The 16,255-nt window shown below is 71.9% G+C and carries 19 protein-coding genes; 6 read left to right on the top strand and 13 right to left on the bottom strand.

Features of this window, described 5'->3' with window-relative positions; all coding sequences use genetic code 11:
* Positions 1-165: 165 nt before the first annotated feature.
* The 5 genes from AB5J73_RS17885 to AB5J73_RS17865 form a co-directional block, all read right to left on the bottom strand.
* Positions 166-591, bottom strand: a complete 426-nt coding sequence (locus AB5J73_RS17885; protein WP_370970802.1) for a hypothetical protein — start codon at positions 589-591, stop codon at positions 166-168.
* A 51-nt stretch (positions 592-642) separates the two neighbouring features.
* Complete coding sequence (locus tag AB5J73_RS17880) at positions 643-1,440, bottom strand: TIGR02569 family protein (protein WP_370970801.1); 798 nt, start codon at positions 1,438-1,440, stop codon at positions 643-645.
* Positions 1,441-1,572: 132 nt separating this feature from the next.
* A complete protein-coding gene (moeZ, locus tag AB5J73_RS17875) occupies positions 1,573-2,748 on the bottom strand; it encodes an adenylyltransferase/sulfurtransferase MoeZ (protein ID WP_160699676.1) in 1,176 nt (391 codons plus the stop codon).
* A 96-nt stretch (positions 2,749-2,844) separates the two neighbouring features.
* A complete protein-coding gene (locus tag AB5J73_RS17870) occupies positions 2,845-3,996 on the bottom strand; it encodes a DUF3152 domain-containing protein (protein WP_370970800.1) in 1,152 nt (383 codons plus the stop codon).
* Positions 3,997-4,076: 80 nt separating this feature from the next.
* On the bottom strand, positions 4,077-5,054 hold the full coding sequence (locus AB5J73_RS17865; protein WP_370970799.1) for an alpha/beta fold hydrolase: 978 nt from the start codon (positions 5,052-5,054) through the stop codon (positions 4,077-4,079).
* A gap of 113 nt (positions 5,055-5,167) precedes the next feature.
* On the opposite strand from AB5J73_RS17865, the gene AB5J73_RS17860 reads away from it, so the two are divergent.
* Entirely contained in the window at positions 5,168-5,794 is a 627-nt protein-coding gene (locus AB5J73_RS17860; RefSeq protein ID WP_125307066.1) for a TetR/AcrR family transcriptional regulator, read from the top strand.
* A 75-nt stretch (positions 5,795-5,869) separates the two neighbouring features.
* On the opposite strand, the gene AB5J73_RS17855 is transcribed toward AB5J73_RS17860, so the two are convergent.
* Positions 5,870-6,781 carry an alpha/beta fold hydrolase gene (locus AB5J73_RS17855; RefSeq protein ID WP_370970798.1) on the bottom strand — a complete coding sequence of 304 codons (912 nt, stop codon included), beginning with the start codon at positions 6,779-6,781 and terminating at the stop codon, positions 5,870-5,872.
* Positions 6,778-7,686 carry a diiron oxygenase gene (locus AB5J73_RS17850; protein ID WP_370970797.1) on the bottom strand — a complete coding sequence of 303 codons (909 nt, stop codon included), beginning with the start codon at positions 7,684-7,686 and terminating at the stop codon, positions 6,778-6,780. The genes AB5J73_RS17855 and AB5J73_RS17850 overlap by 4 nt, the downstream gene beginning before the upstream one ends.
* A 55-nt stretch (positions 7,687-7,741) precedes the next feature.
* On the opposite strand from AB5J73_RS17850, the gene AB5J73_RS17845 reads away from it, so the two are divergent.
* Both AB5J73_RS17845 and AB5J73_RS17840 read left to right on the top strand, forming a co-directional pair.
* On the top strand, positions 7,742-8,509 hold the full coding sequence (locus AB5J73_RS17845; protein WP_370970796.1) for a TetR/AcrR family transcriptional regulator: 768 nt from the start codon (positions 7,742-7,744) through the stop codon (positions 8,507-8,509).
* The gene (locus AB5J73_RS17840) at positions 8,506-8,823 is read left to right on the top strand and encodes a DUF4873 domain-containing protein (protein ID WP_370970795.1); all 318 of its coding nucleotides are present in this window, start codon (positions 8,506-8,508) and stop codon (positions 8,821-8,823) included. The genes AB5J73_RS17845 and AB5J73_RS17840 overlap by 4 nt, the downstream gene beginning before the upstream one ends.
* Positions 8,824-8,843: 20 nt before the next feature.
* Here the strand turns inward: AB5J73_RS17840 and AB5J73_RS17835 are convergent, their stop codons facing one another.
* Together AB5J73_RS17835 and AB5J73_RS17830 are read right to left on the bottom strand one after the other, a co-directional pair.
* Positions 8,844-9,293, bottom strand: a complete 450-nt coding sequence (locus AB5J73_RS17835) for a pyridoxamine 5'-phosphate oxidase family protein (RefSeq protein ID WP_370970794.1) — start codon at positions 9,291-9,293, stop codon at positions 8,844-8,846.
* 43 nt (positions 9,294-9,336) lie between these two features.
* Entirely contained in the window at positions 9,337-9,717 is a 381-nt protein-coding gene (locus AB5J73_RS17830; protein ID WP_370970793.1) for a winged helix-turn-helix transcriptional regulator, read from the bottom strand.
* 25 nt (positions 9,718-9,742) lie between these two features.
* On the opposite strand from AB5J73_RS17830, the gene AB5J73_RS17825 reads away from it, so the two are divergent.
* Positions 9,743-10,102 (top strand): DUF4440 domain-containing protein, encoded by a 360-nt coding sequence (locus tag AB5J73_RS17825; protein WP_370970792.1) that lies wholly within the window; start codon positions 9,743-9,745, stop codon positions 10,100-10,102.
* Between the two features lie 53 nt (positions 10,103-10,155).
* Here the strand turns inward: AB5J73_RS17825 and AB5J73_RS17820 are convergent, their stop codons facing one another.
* Positions 10,156-10,386 (bottom strand): DUF3107 domain-containing protein, encoded by a 231-nt coding sequence (locus AB5J73_RS17820; protein WP_125307071.1) that lies wholly within the window; start codon positions 10,384-10,386, stop codon positions 10,156-10,158.
* A 119-nt stretch (positions 10,387-10,505) separates the two neighbouring features.
* Positions 10,506-11,159 carry a ferritin-like fold-containing protein gene (locus AB5J73_RS17815; protein ID WP_370970791.1) on the bottom strand — a complete coding sequence of 218 codons (654 nt, stop codon included), beginning with the start codon at positions 11,157-11,159 and terminating at the stop codon, positions 10,506-10,508.
* A gap of 555 nt (positions 11,160-11,714) precedes the next feature.
* On the opposite strand from AB5J73_RS17815, the gene AB5J73_RS17810 reads away from it, so the two are divergent.
* Together AB5J73_RS17810 and AB5J73_RS17805 are read left to right on the top strand one after the other, a co-directional pair.
* The gene (locus AB5J73_RS17810; RefSeq protein WP_370970790.1) at positions 11,715-13,184 is read left to right on the top strand and encodes a DEAD/DEAH box helicase; all 1,470 of its coding nucleotides are present in this window, start codon (positions 11,715-11,717) and stop codon (positions 13,182-13,184) included.
* A 25-nt stretch (positions 13,185-13,209) separates the two neighbouring features.
* On the top strand, positions 13,210-14,553 hold the full coding sequence (locus tag AB5J73_RS17805) for a hypothetical protein (protein WP_370970789.1): 1,344 nt from the start codon (positions 13,210-13,212) through the stop codon (positions 14,551-14,553).
* Here the strand turns inward: AB5J73_RS17805 and AB5J73_RS17800 are convergent.
* Positions 14,546-15,190 (bottom strand): hypothetical protein, encoded by a 645-nt coding sequence (locus AB5J73_RS17800; protein ID WP_370970788.1) that lies wholly within the window; start codon positions 15,188-15,190, stop codon positions 14,546-14,548. The genes AB5J73_RS17805 and AB5J73_RS17800 overlap by 8 nt on opposite strands.
* 10 nt (positions 15,191-15,200) lie before the next feature.
* On the bottom strand, positions 15,201-16,052 hold the full coding sequence (locus AB5J73_RS17795) for a RecB family exonuclease (RefSeq protein WP_370973220.1): 852 nt from the start codon (positions 16,050-16,052) through the stop codon (positions 15,201-15,203).
* Between the last annotated feature and the right edge of the window lie 203 nt (positions 16,053-16,255).

Raw genomic sequence — 16,255 nt, 5'->3', positions numbered from 1 at the left:
CTGACGCTAAGGAGGCCGTGTTAACCGGATTCGACCGAATGTTTCAGGCAGTTGACATTGCGGCGGTGTTTCCGGCGCCCGGCCGGTGAGATCCGCGTCCACGGATCGGGAGACGGGAGGTCAGCGGCGCATCGCCGGTCGTGACGTCCGAGCTTGCGACCTCGGTCACAAGCGTCCCCAGCCGTTCTGCTCGAACAGCCGCCGCTCGAACCACCACGGCGACGTGTTGCGCGGGTCGGGCAGGGTCCGCGCCGCGAACCGGCGATCGACCCGGGACAGCACGGCCCCCACCAGCGCCCGCTCGCGGCGCGGGAGCTCGTCCAGCACCCGGGCCAGCACCCAGCGGGTGCCGACCGGATCACGGCCGGGGTGCGGGGAGGCCGGAAGTTCCAGCCGGAACGGCGGCCGGGTGGCGCGCTCCCAGTCCTCGAGCAGGCCGGCGACGAAGCCGGGCGAGCCGTCGGCCGCTGCTTCGGCGAAGGCGAGTTGGCGCTGAGCGCGGCGGGAGACGTACGGGATCTTGACCGGCGGCGGCCCCGCGACATCGAGTCGCCGAGGGCGGCGCAGGCTTCCGGGCCGCCTACGCGGCATGGCCCTTTCGGTAGCTGATCACCACTCCATCTTCCCGGCCCGGCAAGGCGGTCACAAGACCCCGCTCACCTCGCGCGCCGCCACGCGCAGCCCATCGAGCGAGGCCTGCGTCGACCTCGGGTTCAGCGCGTTCGACGCCAGCCGGAACAGCACCGCGCGCAGCAGCAGCTGCGGCCACTCCGGCAGGTGCGCCCACCGCTCCAGCAGCTCCCGCGTCGCACCGCCCCACGCCAGGGCGTCCACCGCGACGATCGCCGCGCCGTACTCGCCGGGGCGGTAGTACGGCACGAAGTCCACCAGGCCCGGGGCCGCGGTGCCGTCGAACAGCAGGCCGGCCAGCAGTTCGCCGTGGGCCACCTGGGACGGCAGGCGGATCGGGCGGCGGGCGCCGGCCAGGACCTCGAACCAGCGGCCGCCCTTCGTCTCCTCCAGGGGGACCTCGAGTTCCTCCCACGCCACCCGGTCGGCGATCGCGTCGACGTCGCGGCGGGCGGTGAGGAAGTCCGGCCGGGGCAGGCCGATCGTCGCGCGGTGGAGCTTCACCGCCGCCAGCACCGACTCGTCGCCGCGGTGTTCGGGCGTTCCCGCCACGAAGCGCGACGCCGTCCAGCCGCCGACGATCCAGCGGCCGTCGCTGGAGCCGACCGGCTTCGCGACGCGCAGGCCCGGCTCGGCGATGTAGTCGAGGGCGCGGGCGGTCCACAGCGTCTTCGCCTTGTCGGTGACCGGCTTGAGCACGAGGTCGCCGCAGCGCCACGCCGTCGAGTCCGGCAGCGGTTCGCTGACGTCGTCGAGGCCGCCGAAGGCCGAGCAGACGTGCGCCGGAGGGCGTTCGAGGGTTGACCGCACGGGTCGTGACGTTACCCGGCCGGGTGTTCCACGTTCGAGAAGACGCGCTGGTCACACAGTGTTTTGCGACTCGGGCGAAACGCCGTGAAGGCCGCCTCCGAAGCCGGAGGCGGCCTTCACGGGGAACCACTGTCAGTAGGTCGGCAGGCTCGGGTCGATCTGCTTCGCCCAGGCCAGCACGCCGCCACCGAGGTGCGTCGCGTCCTTGAAGCCGGCCGCGTGCAGCGCCGCGAGGGCCTCCGCCGAGCGGGCGCCCGACTTGCAGTGCAGGACGATCGGCTTGTCCTGCGGCAGTTCCGCCAGCGCCTCGCCCGAAAGGATGCGGTCCTTCGGGATCAGCGTCGCGCCCTTGATGTTGACGATCTCGTACTCGTGCTGCTCGCGGACGTCGATCAGGGCGAAGTTGTCGCCGTTGTCGAACTTGGCCTTGAGCTCCGCGGGGGTGATCGTGCTGCCCGACGCGGCCTGCGCGGCTTCGTCCGACACGACACCGCAGAACGCCTCGTAGTCGATCAGCTCGGTGATCTTCGGGGTGTCCGGGTCCTTGCGGATCTTGACCTCGCGGTACTTCATCTCCAGCGCGTCGTAGCTGATCAGGCGGCCGAGCAGCGGCTCGCCGATGCCGGTGAGCAGCTTGATCGCCTCGGTCACCATGATCGAGCCGATGGACGCGCAGAGCACGCCCAGCACGCCACCCTCGGCGCAGGAGGGCACCATGCCCGGGGGCGGCGGCTCCGGGTAGAGGTCGCGGTAGTTGAGGCCCTTGCCGTTCGGCGCGTCCTCCCAGAAGACGCTGACCTGGCCCTCGAAGCGGAAGATCGAACCCCAGACGTACGGCTTGCCCAGCAGCACCGCGGCGTCGTTCACGAGGTAGCGCGTGGCGAAGTTGTCGGTGCCGTCGACGATCAGGTCGTACTGCTCGAAGATCTCCAGCGCGTTCGACGAGTCCAGCCGGTCGGTGTGCAGGTGCACCTTGACCAGCGGGTTGATCTCCGCGATCGACTCCTGCGCCGACGCGGCCTTGAGCTTGCCGACGTCGGACTGGCCGTGGATGACCTGGCGCTGCAGGTTCGACTCGTCCACGACGTCGAAGTCGACGATGCCGAGCGTGCCGACGCCGGCCGCGGCCAGGTAGAGCAACGCGGGGCTGCCGAGGCCGCCGGCGCCGATGACCAGGACCTTGGCGTTCTTCAACCGCTTCTGCCCGGTCACCCCGACGTCCGGGATGATCAGGTGACGGCTGTACCTGGCCACCTCTTCCTTGGTGAGCTCGGCAGCCGGCTCGACGAGCGGCGGCAGTGCTGACATGGGTCCTCCATCTCGCGCGCGGTTCGCGTCCATCCCACTATGCACAACACGCGCAGGCAAACAGACCTTCCCCCATGCCCAGATGGTGGGACCCGCTCAAGGAGTGGGATTGGGCCACGCGTTCGGCGTGCAGACGCGGCCGTCCTTGGCGACCTTGCCCTTGTCGCCGCCGGGGATGTCGTTGAGCATCGAGACGTAGTCGTCGGAGACGCCGAAGGACTGCTGCATCATCACCGGCGCGGGCTGGCCGGTGCCGCCGCAGCCGACGTGCTGGTTGCCCAGCGCGTGCCCGACCTCGTGGTTGATGGCGTACTGGCGGTAGCCGGTCATGTCCGCGTTGAACGCCTTCGCGCCGCGCACCCAGCGGGCCAGGTTGATCAGCACCCGGCCCATGCTCTTGCGGTAGCAGGACGCCTCGAAGGTGATCTGGAAGCCGCACGCGTCCGCGCGGTGCGTCGTCTCGGGCGTGGTGAGGCTCACCTTGAACGACGGGTTCGGGAAGTTCCCGTCGACGCGCTGGAGCGCGATCTTGCCGTCCCACGTCCAGCTCTTGGGATCGGACAGCGTGCCCTGGACCGCGGCCGCGAAGGCGTCGTCGCCGGCGTAGCTCGACGCGTCGATGCCGTCCTCGACCTCGATCGTGTAGGTGTACAGCTTCCCGCTGCCGACCTTGGGACCGCTGCCCGGCACGACGTGCCACTGGCCGGTGCCCGCCTGCGTGAACGGGCTGCCGTTCGGCAGGTCCGCCGTCGGCACCTTGAGGTCGACCGGCTTGGCCGGGTTCTCCGGGATGCCCGCCTCGCCGTCGCCGTCGATGGCGCCGCCGGCCGCGTCGCCGCCCGCCGACTCGACGCCGGGCGCGGCGCTCTGCTCGGCGATCGGCTGGGCCGGGCTGTTGGCGGTGTTGACCACGACGAGCACGGTCAGCACGACGAGGATCGGCAGCGCGTAGACCCGCCAGCCGTAGGTCTTGGTGAGCTTCGCGAGACCGGACTTCGGCGGCGCTTCCTTCGGCTGCTCGCGCGGCGTCTCGGCGTGGGGCTTCCACGACGCGCTCAGCGGCTCGGCGCTGGTCCGCCGCCCGCCCGGGCGGTAGCGGTCCTCGGTGACGCGCAGCGCGGGCGCCTTCGACGACGGGCGGTACTGCCCGGTGCGCGGCGGCTCCTCGGGCTCCGGGGTCCGGCGGCCCGACGCGCGGTGGGGAGCCCGCCGATCGTCGCCTCGCGCGTCCTGCTTCACCCGGTCCACCGCACCAGGGTGCCACAGCGCCACCGAACCGTTATCGGCGACTGGCTGACCACGCAGGGGGTTGTTGCCACTCGATCGGGCTACCAGGTGCCGGCTTCGACGTGCTCCCACATGCCCAAAACGGCCTTCGCGACGACTACCGGGCGTTCCATCTGGGCCACGTGCCCGGTCCGCGGCAGCACCAGCAACCGGGCCCGCGGGATCGCCCGCGCGGTCCGCACGGCCCGCTTCACCGAGATGACGCGGTCCTCCCGGCCCCAGACCACCAGCGTCGGCGCCGCCACCCGCGGCGCGACCGACCACAGCGACGCCTTCCCGAGCGTCGACCAGGCCCGGAAGATCGCGAACGTGCTGCGGGCCATCGCGGGCGCCGCCCAGGCGAACCCCGCGCGGGCGCCGTGCTCCTCGGTCAGCTCGTCCAGCCGGCTGTCCGGGAACCGCGACGCGTCCGCGAAGCACAGCTTGATGACCTGCGCGGCGCGTTCCCGCGGCCCGAGCGCGGCCAGCTGGGCCCGCACGCGCGCGCCGACCAGCGGCAGGTACGCGAGCGCCATCCGCGGGTCCGACAGCCGCCGCGGGTCGGGACGCCGGTCGGGGACCGCGGGCGAGATGAGCGTGAGCGTCTTGACCAGCTCCGGGCGCCGGGCGGCGACGAGCAGCGCGATCGCCCCGCCCATCGAGTTGCCGAACAGGTGCACCGGCGCGCCCACCGATTCGATGTGCGTCGCGACGACGTCGGCGTGCGCGTCGAGCGTGAAGTCGAACCCCGCTTCGGGCTCGGTGTAGCCGAATCCGGGCAGGTCGGGCGCGGTCCCACCGGCGACCGGCGCGAGCAGCGCGGCCAGGTCGGTCCAGTTCGTCGACGAGCCGCCGAGGCCGTGCACGTAGACCGCGGGCACGCCGTCGGGGCCCGGCGTGCGGCGGATGTGGAGGCGCGCGGTGCCGACCTCTTCGAAGGTCGCCGGCCACGGCGGTTTCAACGGCTCCAGAGACGGCAATTCCCTGGTCGACAGGGGCACGTGCGTCAGCGGCGCCCGCGCGGTCACGGCGGTGTTCACGGATCCAGGATGCCCGACCCGTGGCACGGCATACATACCGGCGAGTAATCTTCAGGACGACTTCACGCGGTGGCGACCCCGCCCGTCGAAGGTGTGAAGACGGGAGGATGAGCATGACGGAGATGACGCGGCTGCAGCAGCGCGGGGTGCGGCTGCCCCGGACGGAGCGCCGGGCCCAGCTCCTCGCCGCGGCGCAGCGGGTCTTCGCCGAGAACGGCTACCACGCCGCCGCGATGGACGAGATCGCCGAAGTGGCCGGTGTCAGCAAGCCGGTCCTCTACCAGCACTTCCCCGGCAAGCTCGACCTGTACATCGCGCTGCTGGAGAGCCACGTCGACGAGCTGGTGAAGCGTGTGCAGACGGCGCTGGACTCCACGACGGAGAACCGCCAGCGCGTCCCGGCGACGGTCGGCGCGTTCTTCGACTTCGTCAGCAACGACGCGGGCGCGTTCCGGATGGTGTTCGAGTCCGACCTGCGCGGCGAGCCCGCGGTCCAGGAAGCGGTCGACCGGGCGACGTCGGCGAGCGTGGACGCGATCACGGAGACGATCACGGCGGACGCGGGCCTCGACGAGGACAAGGCGCGGCTGCTGGCCGTGGGGCTGGTCGGCATGAGCCAGGTCAGCGCCCGGTTCTGGCTGCAGCACCACCAGTCGATGAGCCGCGAGGAGGCGGTGGCCCTGACGGCCAACCTCGCCTGGCGCGGCATCGGCGGCGGCTTCCCCCTCAAGGACTCCTGACCCCCAAGGCCGCACTTTCACGTGAAAGTGCGGCCCCCTGGTGCGCACTTTCACGTGAAAGTGCGGCTTCGGGGGTCAGCGGTGGGTGGCGGTGCGGACCAGGGCGGAGATGCGGCGCGCGACCTCGAAGGGGCGCTCCTGCGGGAGCATGTGCCCCGCGCCGGGGTAACGGACGAACTCCGCGTGCGGCAGCTCGTCCGCGATCACCTTCGCGTGCGCCAGCGGGCACAGCCGGTCCCGCTCCCCCGCCAGCACCACCGACGGCACGTCGCACAGCGCGCCCAGCCCGCCCACGCCGCGGTGGGCCGCGATCGCGTCCAGGAACAGCCCCGCGCTCGCCGGGTGCGCCGCCAGCAGCTGCTCGACGACGCTGTCCACCTGCTCACGACCCGGGCGCACCCCGAAGACCAGCCGCCGCGCGCCCGAGCGGACCAGGCCCGGCCGCAGCCGCAGGGTGTCGCTCCGCAACCGGGCCAGCAGCTGGGCCAGCCGCGGTTCGAAGCGCGTCACGCTCCGCCCGGCCAGGCCGGGGAACCCCAGCGTCAGCTTGTCCATGTCGCCCGACGACGTCGCCACGAACGCCGCGCCCGCCAACCGCTCCGACACCAGCGACGGGTGCCGTTCGGCGAGCACCATGAGCGTCATGCCGCCCATCGAGTGGCCGGCCAGCACCAGCGGTCCGGCGGGCACGCGATCGGCGATCAGCTCGGCGAGGTCGTCGGCCAGCCGCGCGATCGTCGCCGAGCCGGGGCGCGCGTGCGCCGACCCGCCGTGGCCGCGCAGGTCGTAGCGCAGCACGCGCACGCCGGAGTCCAGGTGCGGCAGCACGAAGTCCCACGTCCGGTGGTCCTGCGTCCAGCCGTGCACCAGCACCAGCGTGACCGCCGAGTCGGCCGGCCCCGATTCCGCGACGTGCAGCGCGGCGCCGTCGCTCGCGACGAACCGGTGCCCGAGCGAGGGGTCGCGCAGCCGCGACGCGGTGGTCACCGGCCCGCCGGGAGCAGGAACGACTTGCGCCAGAAGTACTTCCCGGGCAGTCCGACCAGGCCGGACTCCTCGAGGAACGGCATGATCTTCTCCCCGGCCCACGCGATCGTCCCGTGCCAGTGCGGGTTGTTCAGCGCCGCTTCGACGCCGTCGCGCGGCCGGATGCCGACCGCCTTGTAGACGTTCGGGTTGATGAACGCCCGCGTCACGAAGTACGAGATGAGCGCGATGATGAACTGCTGGTAGGCGATTTCGGCCTTCGACAGCTTCGCCATGCCGCGCGTGACCTCTTCGCGGGCGAAGGTGACGTGCCGGGCTTCTTCGAGGACGTGGATCCGGTTGACCATCCGCACCAGCGGCTGGACGCCTTCGTCGTTCATCTGCTCGCGCTGCAGCCGGTCGAGGACCTCCTCGGCGACCAGGATCGCGCCGTAGCGCGCCGGGCCGTAGGAGATCGTCGGCATCAGCTTCGCGAGCCGCCGCAGCCACGGCACCGGGCCGTAGGCGGGGCAGCCGATCCGCGACGCCATCCGCGCGAACATCGTCGAGTGCCGGCATTCGTCGGCGATCTCGGTGAGCGCGAACTGGGCGTGCGCGGACGTCGGGTCCTCTTCGTAGACCTCCTTGAGCAGCATCTGCATCAGGAGGATTTCGAACCACAAGCCGGTGGTCGCGATGCTGGCGACCTCGTGCTTGCCCAGCTCGATGCGCTGCTCGGGGGTCAGCTGGTCCCACAGCTCGGTGCCGTACAGCGAGGAGCGCTCGTCCAGGATGTAGCGCTTGCCCTCGACGAGCGGCGCTGTCCAGTCGATGTCGACGTCCGGGTCGTAGAACTTGTTCGCCGACGACTTCAGCAGGCGGTCCGCGGTCTTTTCGCGGTCCGGTTCCTTCAGCGTCCGCGTCATTGCCGACACCCCTTCCGCAATGTGTAACTTGAGGTAACAGTTACCTGTGCGTAGCATGACTCCCGTGATCGAACGTGTCAAGCGCTCCGGCAAGCAGTCCAGCAAGGCCTCGCGCGGCGAGGAGACGACCGGCGACGCCCGGCGCGACCGCTGGCGCAAGCACCGGATCGCGCGGCGCAAGGAGTTCGTCGAAGCGGCCCTGCGAGCCCTCGACACGCACGGCCCCGACCTCGGCATGGAGGACGTCGCCGCGGAGGCCGGCGTCACGAAACCGGTGCTGTACCGGCACTTCGACGACAAGGCCGACCTCTACGTGGCGCTCGGCCAGCGAGGCACGGAGATCCTGTTCGAGCGGCTGATCCCGGCGATCAACGCCGAGCTGGCCCCGGTGCCGCGGATCCGGATGGCGCTCGACGCGTTCTTCACCGTGATCGAGGAGCACCCGAACCTCTACCGGCTGCTCGCGCACGGGCGGCCGGAGAAGCCGGTGTCGTCGGACGTCGTGGCCGAGGACAAGGAGCTGATCGCGTCGGCGCTGACCGCGCTGCTCGGCGACTACATGCGGATGTTCAACATGGACTCCGGCGCGGCCGAGCCGTGGGCGCACGGCATCGTAGGCATGGTCCAGAACACCGGCGAGTGGTGGCTGGACCGGCGCTCGATGAGCCGCGACGCCGTCGTGGAGTACCTGACGCAGATCATCTGGGCGGCCATCGACGGGCTGAGCCGCCAGAACGGCGTCGTCATCGACCCGAACCAGCCCCTGGAAGCCAACAAGGTGGTCCAGCTGGGCCGCGCGGAACGGGTGGAGGAGACGTCATGAGCGAGCACGACGAAGACGGCTACAGCGGCGAAGCGACCCTCGTGGTCGACGGCGTTTCGCTGACGGCGACGGTGGAGCTGCGCGGCTACTTCCAGCCGATCGACGGCTACTACCGCTGGTACGGCCGGGTGGCGGTGAACGAGGAGCTGACGAAGCTGGCGGGCGGCAAGAAGAAGCCGGTGACGATCCAGGCCGGCGAGTACACGGCGGACGGCGAGCTGTCCGACCCGGACCCGTGGGGCCGCTACCGCATCATGGGGACGAGCACCCCGCCGTTCCACGTCCCGACGTCGCTCGAAGAGCTGAACGCGTAACGGCGGAGTGCTCGCGAGTCTCACGGCTGGCGCGGGCCGGGCAGCTCGACGCCGGGGAGCAGGCCGTTGGCGATGTCCGTGGCGCGCCAGTTCCGGACGGTCAGCCGGACGGCGGTGACCGGCGCGGACAGGAACGGCGCCGCCTCCGGGACCTTCCCCACGAGCAGCTCGCGCACCCGCGCGTCCTCGTCGGCGCCGACGACCTCGGCGAGCGCCTGGGCCTGCAGGAACGGCTGCATCGGCGAGCCCGTCGAAACGACCACCGACACCACCGGGTTCTCCCGGATCGCGGCCAGCGTCCGGCCCCGGTCCTCGAGCACGAGGTTCAGGGTGAACTCGCCGCTCTCGGCGAAGTACACCCCGCCGACCCACGGTCCGGAGCTGCCCGAAGTGGCGAGGAACAACGACTTGTGCGCGGAGAGGGTGCTCCGCACGAGATCCGCGATGGCGGTCGGCTCGAGAGTGGTCACCGGGCGAAGCTAGGCAGCCCGGCGGCGACACACCAAAGAACACTCACTCATCCGGTGAAAGCAGCCGCTCACCTGTGCGGTAGAGCTCGATCAGCAGGGGCCGGAGCCGGCGTCCCGCGTCGGTCAGGTCGTAGGTGACCCGCGCCGGGAAGGCCGGCCGCCGCTCCCGGCTCACCAGGCCCCGCCCGCACAGCGCCGCCAGGCGCTCGGTCAGCACCTTGTCGCTGATCGACGGCAGCGCCGCGCGCAGTTCGGTGTAGGACCGCGGGCCGTCCATCAGGTCCCGCAGCACCAGGGTCGTCCAGCGGCCGGCGATCGCGGCCAGCGCGGTTTCCACCGGGCACGCCGGGGACGGGCGGTCCGTCCGGCCCGCCGCCGAGGGGACGAGCTCGCCGTCCCAGGTCCTCACCGTTTGGTGAGCCACGCGCACCTCCGGTTCGCTGGCCGCCATGGACATCGCACTGACCACCGACGCGGCGCGGCACCCCGCCGTGTTCGCCGCCGCGTTCAACAGCGGCGACCCCGGCTCGCTCGACCGGGTCTACGAGGACTCGGCGATCCTGGTCGCGAAGCCGGGCGAGCCGCTCACCGGGGCCGGCCGGCACGCGGCCAACAGCGCCCTGCAGCGGCTCGGCCACCCGATCGACGTCCGGCCGCGGCACGTCTACGTCGCGGGCGACCTGGCCCTGCTCATCGTCGACTGGCGCATCGGGACGGACGTCCACGGCACCGCCACCGACGTCGCTCGCCGCGGCTCGGACGGCAAGTGGCGCTACGCGATCGACAACCCGTTCGGCGTAGCTCCCTGAAACACGCGAAAGGCCACCCCGGGACGTCCCGGAGTGGCCTTGGCCGCGATGGGTCAGTCGCCGACGCCGAAGCCGACCTTGCGGACGTCGGACGGGGCGATCTCGACGTACGCGATGCGGTCGGAGGGGACGATGTACTTGCGCCCCTTCTCGTCGCTGATGCGGAAGAGCCCGTCACCGGCCGTCAGGGCCTCGGCGACCAGCTTCTCCACCTCTTCGGGAGACTGGCCACTGGACACCACCAGCTCGCGCGGCGTGTCCTTGATGCCGATCTTGACCTCCACGTGGGACCTCCGCTGAAAATTCGTAAGGGATGTGCTCGGCAAGGCTAACCGAACGGGCTCGTTCCGGTGGCGCATGACCGCGCCTGACCGCGTCGTCAATTCCGGGTACTCCATCGGGGTCAGCCCAGGCCGAGCGCCTGCATGCGCTTGGTGTGCCCCTGCTGCAACCGCCGGAACAGCGCCGCAATTCCGGAGAGGTCGCCGGAGCCGCCGATGATGAGCTCGGCCAGGCCGTCGCGCTCGGCGACGACGTACTGGGCCTGGGTCAGTGCCTCGCCGAGCAGGCGGCGGCCCCACAGGGCGAGTTTGTCGCGGGTCTTGGGATCGGCTTCGATCCCGGCGGCCACTTCGCGTTCGGCGAACGCGGAGTGGCCGGTGTCGGCGAGGACCGTGAGCACGAGGTCCTTGGTCTCCGGGTCGAGCCAGCTGGCGATCTCGCGGTAGAGGTCCGCGGCCAGCCCGTCGCCGACGTAGGCCTTGACCAGCGATTCCAGCCACGACTTCGGCGGCGTCGAGGCGTGCCAGGCGTCGACCTGGGCCACGAACGGCGCCATCGCGTCCTCGATCTTGACGCTCTGGGCGGCCAGGTGCTGGGCGAGCAGCCCGTAGTGACCGATCTCGGCGGCCGCCATGGTCGCCAGCGCGGCGCGCCCGGCCAGGGTGGGGGCGCTGCGCGCGTCCTCGGCCAGCCGGTCGAAGGCGGACAGTTCGAGGTAGGCGATCACACCCAGCAGGTCGACTACGCCTTCGCTGATCTCTTTCGGGTCGGTCACGGCGGCCAGGGTATCGCCGAAGCACCCGGGCGTGCCGCGACGAGACCGATCCCACTGGTTCCGGCGCGCCGGGTACTGTCGAAAAACTGCTGACCAGGTACACTGCGTTTGATATCGAAGCTTCCGTACGCCATACCGGCGTCGGGAAACAGGCAGGTCACGTGGCTTGCCGACGTACTGCAATGTGCGTGCACGCCTCTTCCGGCATTCCCGGGACGGACCGGTTCCGCGCTTCAGATCAGCGCCAGGGACCAGGGTTTACTCCCGGTCGAGTGTCGAGCGGACCCAGGGCGGTGCGCGCTGGTCACGAGAGAGGCGATCACCCTGACCGCAGAAATTCCCACAACCGAACAGACCCCCGCCGTCGCGCTGGAGCACAGCGAGACCGGCCCGGCCGCGCTCGACACCTCGCACCCGCTGCAGGCGGGCGTCGAGGTCGAGCCCGAGGCCCCGACCTTCGCGTCCTTCGGCGTCAAGCCGGAGATCGTCAAGGCACTCGGCGAAGCCGGCATCGAGCGCACCTTCGCGATCCAGGCGCTGACGCTGCCGCTGGCGATGGCCGGCGACGACCTCATCGGCCAGGCCCGCACCGGCATGGGCAAGACGCTGGGCTTCGGCGTCCCGCTGCTGCACCGCGTGCAGGTCCCCGGCGACGGCACCCCGCAGGTGCTGGTCGTGGTCCCGACCCGCGAGCTGTGCATCCAGGTCGCCAACGACCTCAAGGGCGCCGGCAAGCACCTGGGCATCCGGACGCTGGCCATCTACGGCGGCCGCCCGTACGAGCCGCAGATCGAGGCGCTGCGCAAGGGCGTCGACGTCGTGATCGGCACCCCGGGCCGGCTGCTCGACCTGGCCGAGCAGCAGCACCTGGTGCTGGGCAAGGTCCGCGGGCTCGTGCTGGACGAGGCCGACGAGATGCTCGACCTGGGCTTCCTGCCCGACATCGAGCGCATCCTGCGGATGGTGCCGGACGAGCGGCAGACCATGCTGTTCTCGGCCACCATGCCCGGCCCGATCATCACGCTGGCCCGCACGTTCCTGCGCCAGCCGACGCACATCCGCGCCGAAGAGAACGACGCGAGCGCGATCCACGAGCGCACCACCCAGTTCGTCTACCGGGCGCACTCGATGGACAAGCCCGAGGTCATCGCCCGCGTGCTGCAGGCCGAAGGCCGCGGCCTCACGATGATCTTCAGCCGCACCAAGCGCACCGCGCAGAAGGTGGCCGACGACCTGGTCGAGCGCGGCTTCGCGGCCGCCGCCGTGCACGGCGACCTCGGCCAGGGCGCCCGCGAGCAGGCGCTGCGCGCGTTCCGCTCGGGCAAGGTGGACGTGCTGGTCGCGACCGACGTCGCCGCCCGCGGCATCGACATCGACGACGTCACCCACGTGATCAACTACCAGTGCCCGGACGACGAGAAGACCTACGTCCACCGCATCGGCCGCACCGGCCGCGCGGGCCGCACCGGCGTCGCCGTCACCCTGGTCGACTGGGACGAAGAGCCGCGCTGGAAGCTGATCTCGGACACCCTCGGGCTGGACAAGCCGGAGCCGGTGGAGACGTACTCGTCGTCGAAGCACCTGTACGAGGACCTGGGCATCCCGGCGGGCACGACCGGCCGGCTGCCGCTGGCCAACCGCACCCGCGCGGGCCTGGCCGCCGAGGAGGAAGAAGACCTCGGCGGCAAGAAGCGCGGCCGTGGCCGCGGCAAGCCCGGCGAGTCCGCGTCGGAAGACGCGCCGCGCAAGCGCGCTCGCGCCCCGCGCAAGCGCACCCGGGGTGGCTCGCGGGCGGCCGAGGCGATCGAGGCCGCCGACAAGGCCGCCGCCACCGCGTCCCCGGACGAGGCTCCCGCTTCCGAAGGCCGCACCCGGTCGCGCCGCCGCACCCGCAGCGGCAACGCCCCGGAAGCGACCGGCCCGGCCGTCGAGAAGGAAGCCGGCGAGAACGCCGAGCGCCCCGCTCGGCGGCGCCGCCGTCGCCGCCCGGCCGCCACGTCTGATACACCTGCGTCGGCAGACTGAGGCCTACGCAGCGGGGGTCGGGTAAGTGAGCGAAGACGAGAAGGCGCCCGAAAGCGCGCCTGAACCGGTCGAGCCCGCGGAAGAACCGGCCCCCGAGTACGGCTCCGAAGACGTCCTCGAGGACGTCGAGACCACCCCGCCCGCCCCGCGGGTCAAGGCGCGTCGTTCGCCGTGGAACCGCGGGCGGGACCGGGTGCTCGCCGCGGCGATCGCCGTCGCGGTGCTGGCGGTCGCACTGGTCATCGGCGCGACCAGCGACAGCGCGGCCACCGACCACACCGAGGCGGCGCCGCCCCCGCCGTTGCCCGCGGCCCCGGACAAGGTGCCGGGCTCGCTGGCGGAGCTGTGGAGCGCCCGCAGCGGCGCGACCCCGGTGCCGGTGGTGGCCGGCGACGCGGTGGCCACGGCGGACGGCGGCGAGGTCGCCGCCCGCGACCCGCTCACCGGCCAGATCCGCTGGCACTACGCACGTGACCTGCAGCTCTGCACGATGAACGAGACGTGGGGGCGGCTGAACGCCGTCTACCACAAGGACGTCAACTGCAGTGAAGTGACGCAGCTGGACCCGGGCACGGGCCGGATCACCGCGCAGCGCAACGGCAACGCGGAACTGGGCACGCAGCTGGTCAGCGACGGCTCGCACGTGACGGCGACCGGCAAGAAGCTCCTCGACACCTGGCGCGACGACCTGGTGAAGTCTGCCGAGTACGGCCAGGTCCCGGCGCTGGTCAACGCGGGCAAGCAGCCCCGCACGGGCTGCACGTACGGCACGGTGGCGGCGGCGTCGGGCAAGGTCGGCGTGATCGAGCGCTGCCCCGGCGACCCGGCCGACCGCCTGACGGTCTACAAGGCGGCTCCGGAGAAGGACGACGAGCCCCAGGTCAGCTTCAGTTCCGTGCTGGCGGGCAAGCGCGCCCGCGTGGTCGCGATGTCGGGCGACCTGACGGCGGTGGTGCTGCCGGACCAGAAGCTCCTGGTGACCTACAACGGCGACGGCACCCAGCGCGCGGCGTACCCCTTGGACGTGCCGCCTTCGGACCTGGCCCAGGACCCGCCGTCGGGCGTCGAGGCGACGACCCAGACGGCGGAGAACGTGTACTGGTTCAGCGGCTCGAAGGTGCTGGCCCTGTCCCGCGACGATCTGTCGCCCCGCTGGACCCTGAGCAGCGCGATGGGCCCGGGCATCACGTTCGCGAACCAGCTGGTGATCCCGATCAAGGGCGGCCTGGCGGTCCTGAACGAGAACGACGGCTCGACGATCCGCACGGTCGGCGTCGACCGGCGCGGCTATTCGGGCGTGGTCCGCCTGGGCGCGGCCGGTCCGGTGCTGCTGGAGGAGCGCGGGGACACGCTGACCGCGCTCAAGTGAGCCAGAAGAGCGTCAACGCGGAGACGGCGAAGAGCACGACGGCAGCACCCGCCCCAACAGCCGCGGGCCCGTTGCGACGATCGGCGACCCGCTGCGCCAGCAGAGCGAGGACGGCGGCGACGGGGTGCCCGACCAGGAGGGTCGCCCCTGGGCCAGGGGCGCCGGTGTAGAGGCAGACCCCGGCCACGACGAGCACGCCGAGAGCGAGCACGGCCAGGCCGGCGGCCAGTGAGCCGGTGAAGCCCCGCCACCAGCGACCACGTTCTTTCGCCGGGACAGCGGGTGTCTCGGCTTCCGGCTCGATCCGCTCAGGCTCGACGCGGTCTTGCGGCCCGGTGCCCGTTTCGGCTGCACCGGCGGCCGCCAGGTCGTGCGGCGCGGTCTCGGCCTCCGCCGAAGCAGCACCTTCGGCCTCGCGCGCCCCCCGCCGGTCCGCGCCCGTCAGGTCGTGCGGCGCGGTCTCGGCCCCCGCCGCACCCGCCGAGGTAGCACTTTCGGCCTCGCGAGTCACCTGCTCCGGCGCCGCAGGCCGTCCCTCAGCCCCCTCCGGCTTCTCCCGCCGCGGCGGGGCCGGCTCGGGGGTGGCCGCGGGCAAGGGCAGCGTCGCCAGCTCGTCGGTGTCCGGTGAAGCCAACATTCCCTCCCGTTCAGGGCGCGAGCAGGTCCCACGGCTGCGCCTGCGGGGCGGCTTCCTGGCCTGCCGCGCAGCTCGGCCTGAAGTCGCACCACGCGCAACGCCGGTCCGGGCGGGCCGGGAACAGCACGTCCTCGTCTCCGCCCGCCTTCAGGGTATCCGTGGCGAGGCGGAGGTCCCCGGCGGTCTCGTCGGCGCGTTGCAGGTGCCTCCGCAGGCTTTCCGGGGTGTGCTCGGCCGCCGCGATCGTGCCCGTCGGGAGGTGGTGCAGCTCGACCGTCGTGCACGGCATCCGCAGCGTGCGCGCCGCCGCCACCGCGTACAGCGCCAGTGCCTGCGACGCCCGTGCTTCGTACTCGTCCGGCGGACGGCGTCCGGTCTTGTAGTCGACGATCACCAGCTCGCCCGCCCGCGCGTCGATGCGGTCCGCGCGGCCCTCGATGATCATCGACGGCCGCTCCCCCGGTACCGGGTTGACCGGCGCCGACACCCAGCGCTCCAGCCCGGCCGGGTCGTGCGTGACGTCGTTGTCCTCGACGTACTCCGCCACCCAGCCCTTGGCCCGCGCCCGGTAGCGCGCCGCCTGTTCCTCGGTCTCGAAGCCGGCGTCCTTCCAGAACTCGGCCACCAGCGCCACCGCCCGCTGCGGCACCCGCTTGAGCACCGGCAGGTCGAACAGCGCCCGCAACGCGTTGTGCACCACCGCGCCGAGCGTGCTGTGCGCCCACGGCCCGGTCCGCTGCGGTGTCGGCCGGTCGAGGTAGGCGAGGCGGTACCGGCGCGGGCAGTCGTCGAAGGTCGCCAGCCGCGCCGGCGAGACCTTCGTGAGCCGCACCGGTTGCGCTACGCCGAAGTCGAACCCCATCTGCTCCTTCACGGGTTCCTACGCTACGCACCACCACCGACACTTTCTTCGGGGGTTCGGGTGGCGGAGCCCCCGACCTGGGGCAAAGCCCCAGATGTCACCGACACTTTCTTCGGGGGTTCGGGTGGCGGAGCCCCCGACCTGGGGCAAAGCCCCAGATGTCACCGACACTTCCTTCGGGGGTTCGGGTGGCGGAGCCCCCG

This window comes from Amycolatopsis sp. cg9, from assembly GCF_041346945.1.
In the GTDB taxonomy this organism is placed as follows: Bacteria; Actinomycetota; Actinomycetes; order Mycobacteriales; family Pseudonocardiaceae; genus Amycolatopsis.
This window is presented reverse-complemented; position numbering and strand designations above follow the sequence as displayed.

Bases quoted from the DNA above. Each gene is read 5' to 3' on its own strand.
- AB5J73_RS17795 (WP_370973220.1), bottom strand. From the start codon at position 16,052: ATGGGGTTCGACTTCGGCGTAGCGCAACCGGTGCGGCTCACGAAGGTC.
- AB5J73_RS17850 (WP_370970797.1), bottom strand. From the start codon at position 7,686: ATGACGCGGACGCTGAAGGAACCGGACCGCGAAAAGACCGCGGACCGC.
- AB5J73_RS17840 (WP_370970795.1), top strand. From the start codon at position 8,506: ATGAGCGAGCACGACGAAGACGGCTACAGCGGCGAAGCGACCCTCGTG.
- AB5J73_RS17860 (WP_125307066.1), top strand. From the start codon at position 5,168: ATGACGGAGATGACGCGGCTGCAGCAGCGCGGGGTGCGGCTGCCCCGG.
- AB5J73_RS17810 (WP_370970790.1), top strand. From the start codon at position 11,715: ATGGCCGGCGACGACCTCATCGGCCAGGCCCGCACCGGCATGGGCAAG.
- AB5J73_RS17885 (WP_370970802.1), bottom strand. From the start codon at position 591: ATGCCGCGTAGGCGGCCCGGAAGCCTGCGCCGCCCTCGGCGACTCGAT.
- moeZ (WP_160699676.1), bottom strand. From the start codon at position 2,748: ATGTCAGCACTGCCGCCGCTCGTCGAGCCGGCTGCCGAGCTCACCAAG.
- AB5J73_RS17800 (WP_370970788.1), bottom strand. From the start codon at position 15,190: ATGTTGGCTTCACCGGACACCGACGAGCTGGCGACGCTGCCCTTGCCC.
- AB5J73_RS17825 (WP_370970792.1), top strand. From the start codon at position 9,743: ATGGACATCGCACTGACCACCGACGCGGCGCGGCACCCCGCCGTGTTC.
- AB5J73_RS17845 (WP_370970796.1), top strand. From the start codon at position 7,742: ATGACTCCCGTGATCGAACGTGTCAAGCGCTCCGGCAAGCAGTCCAGC.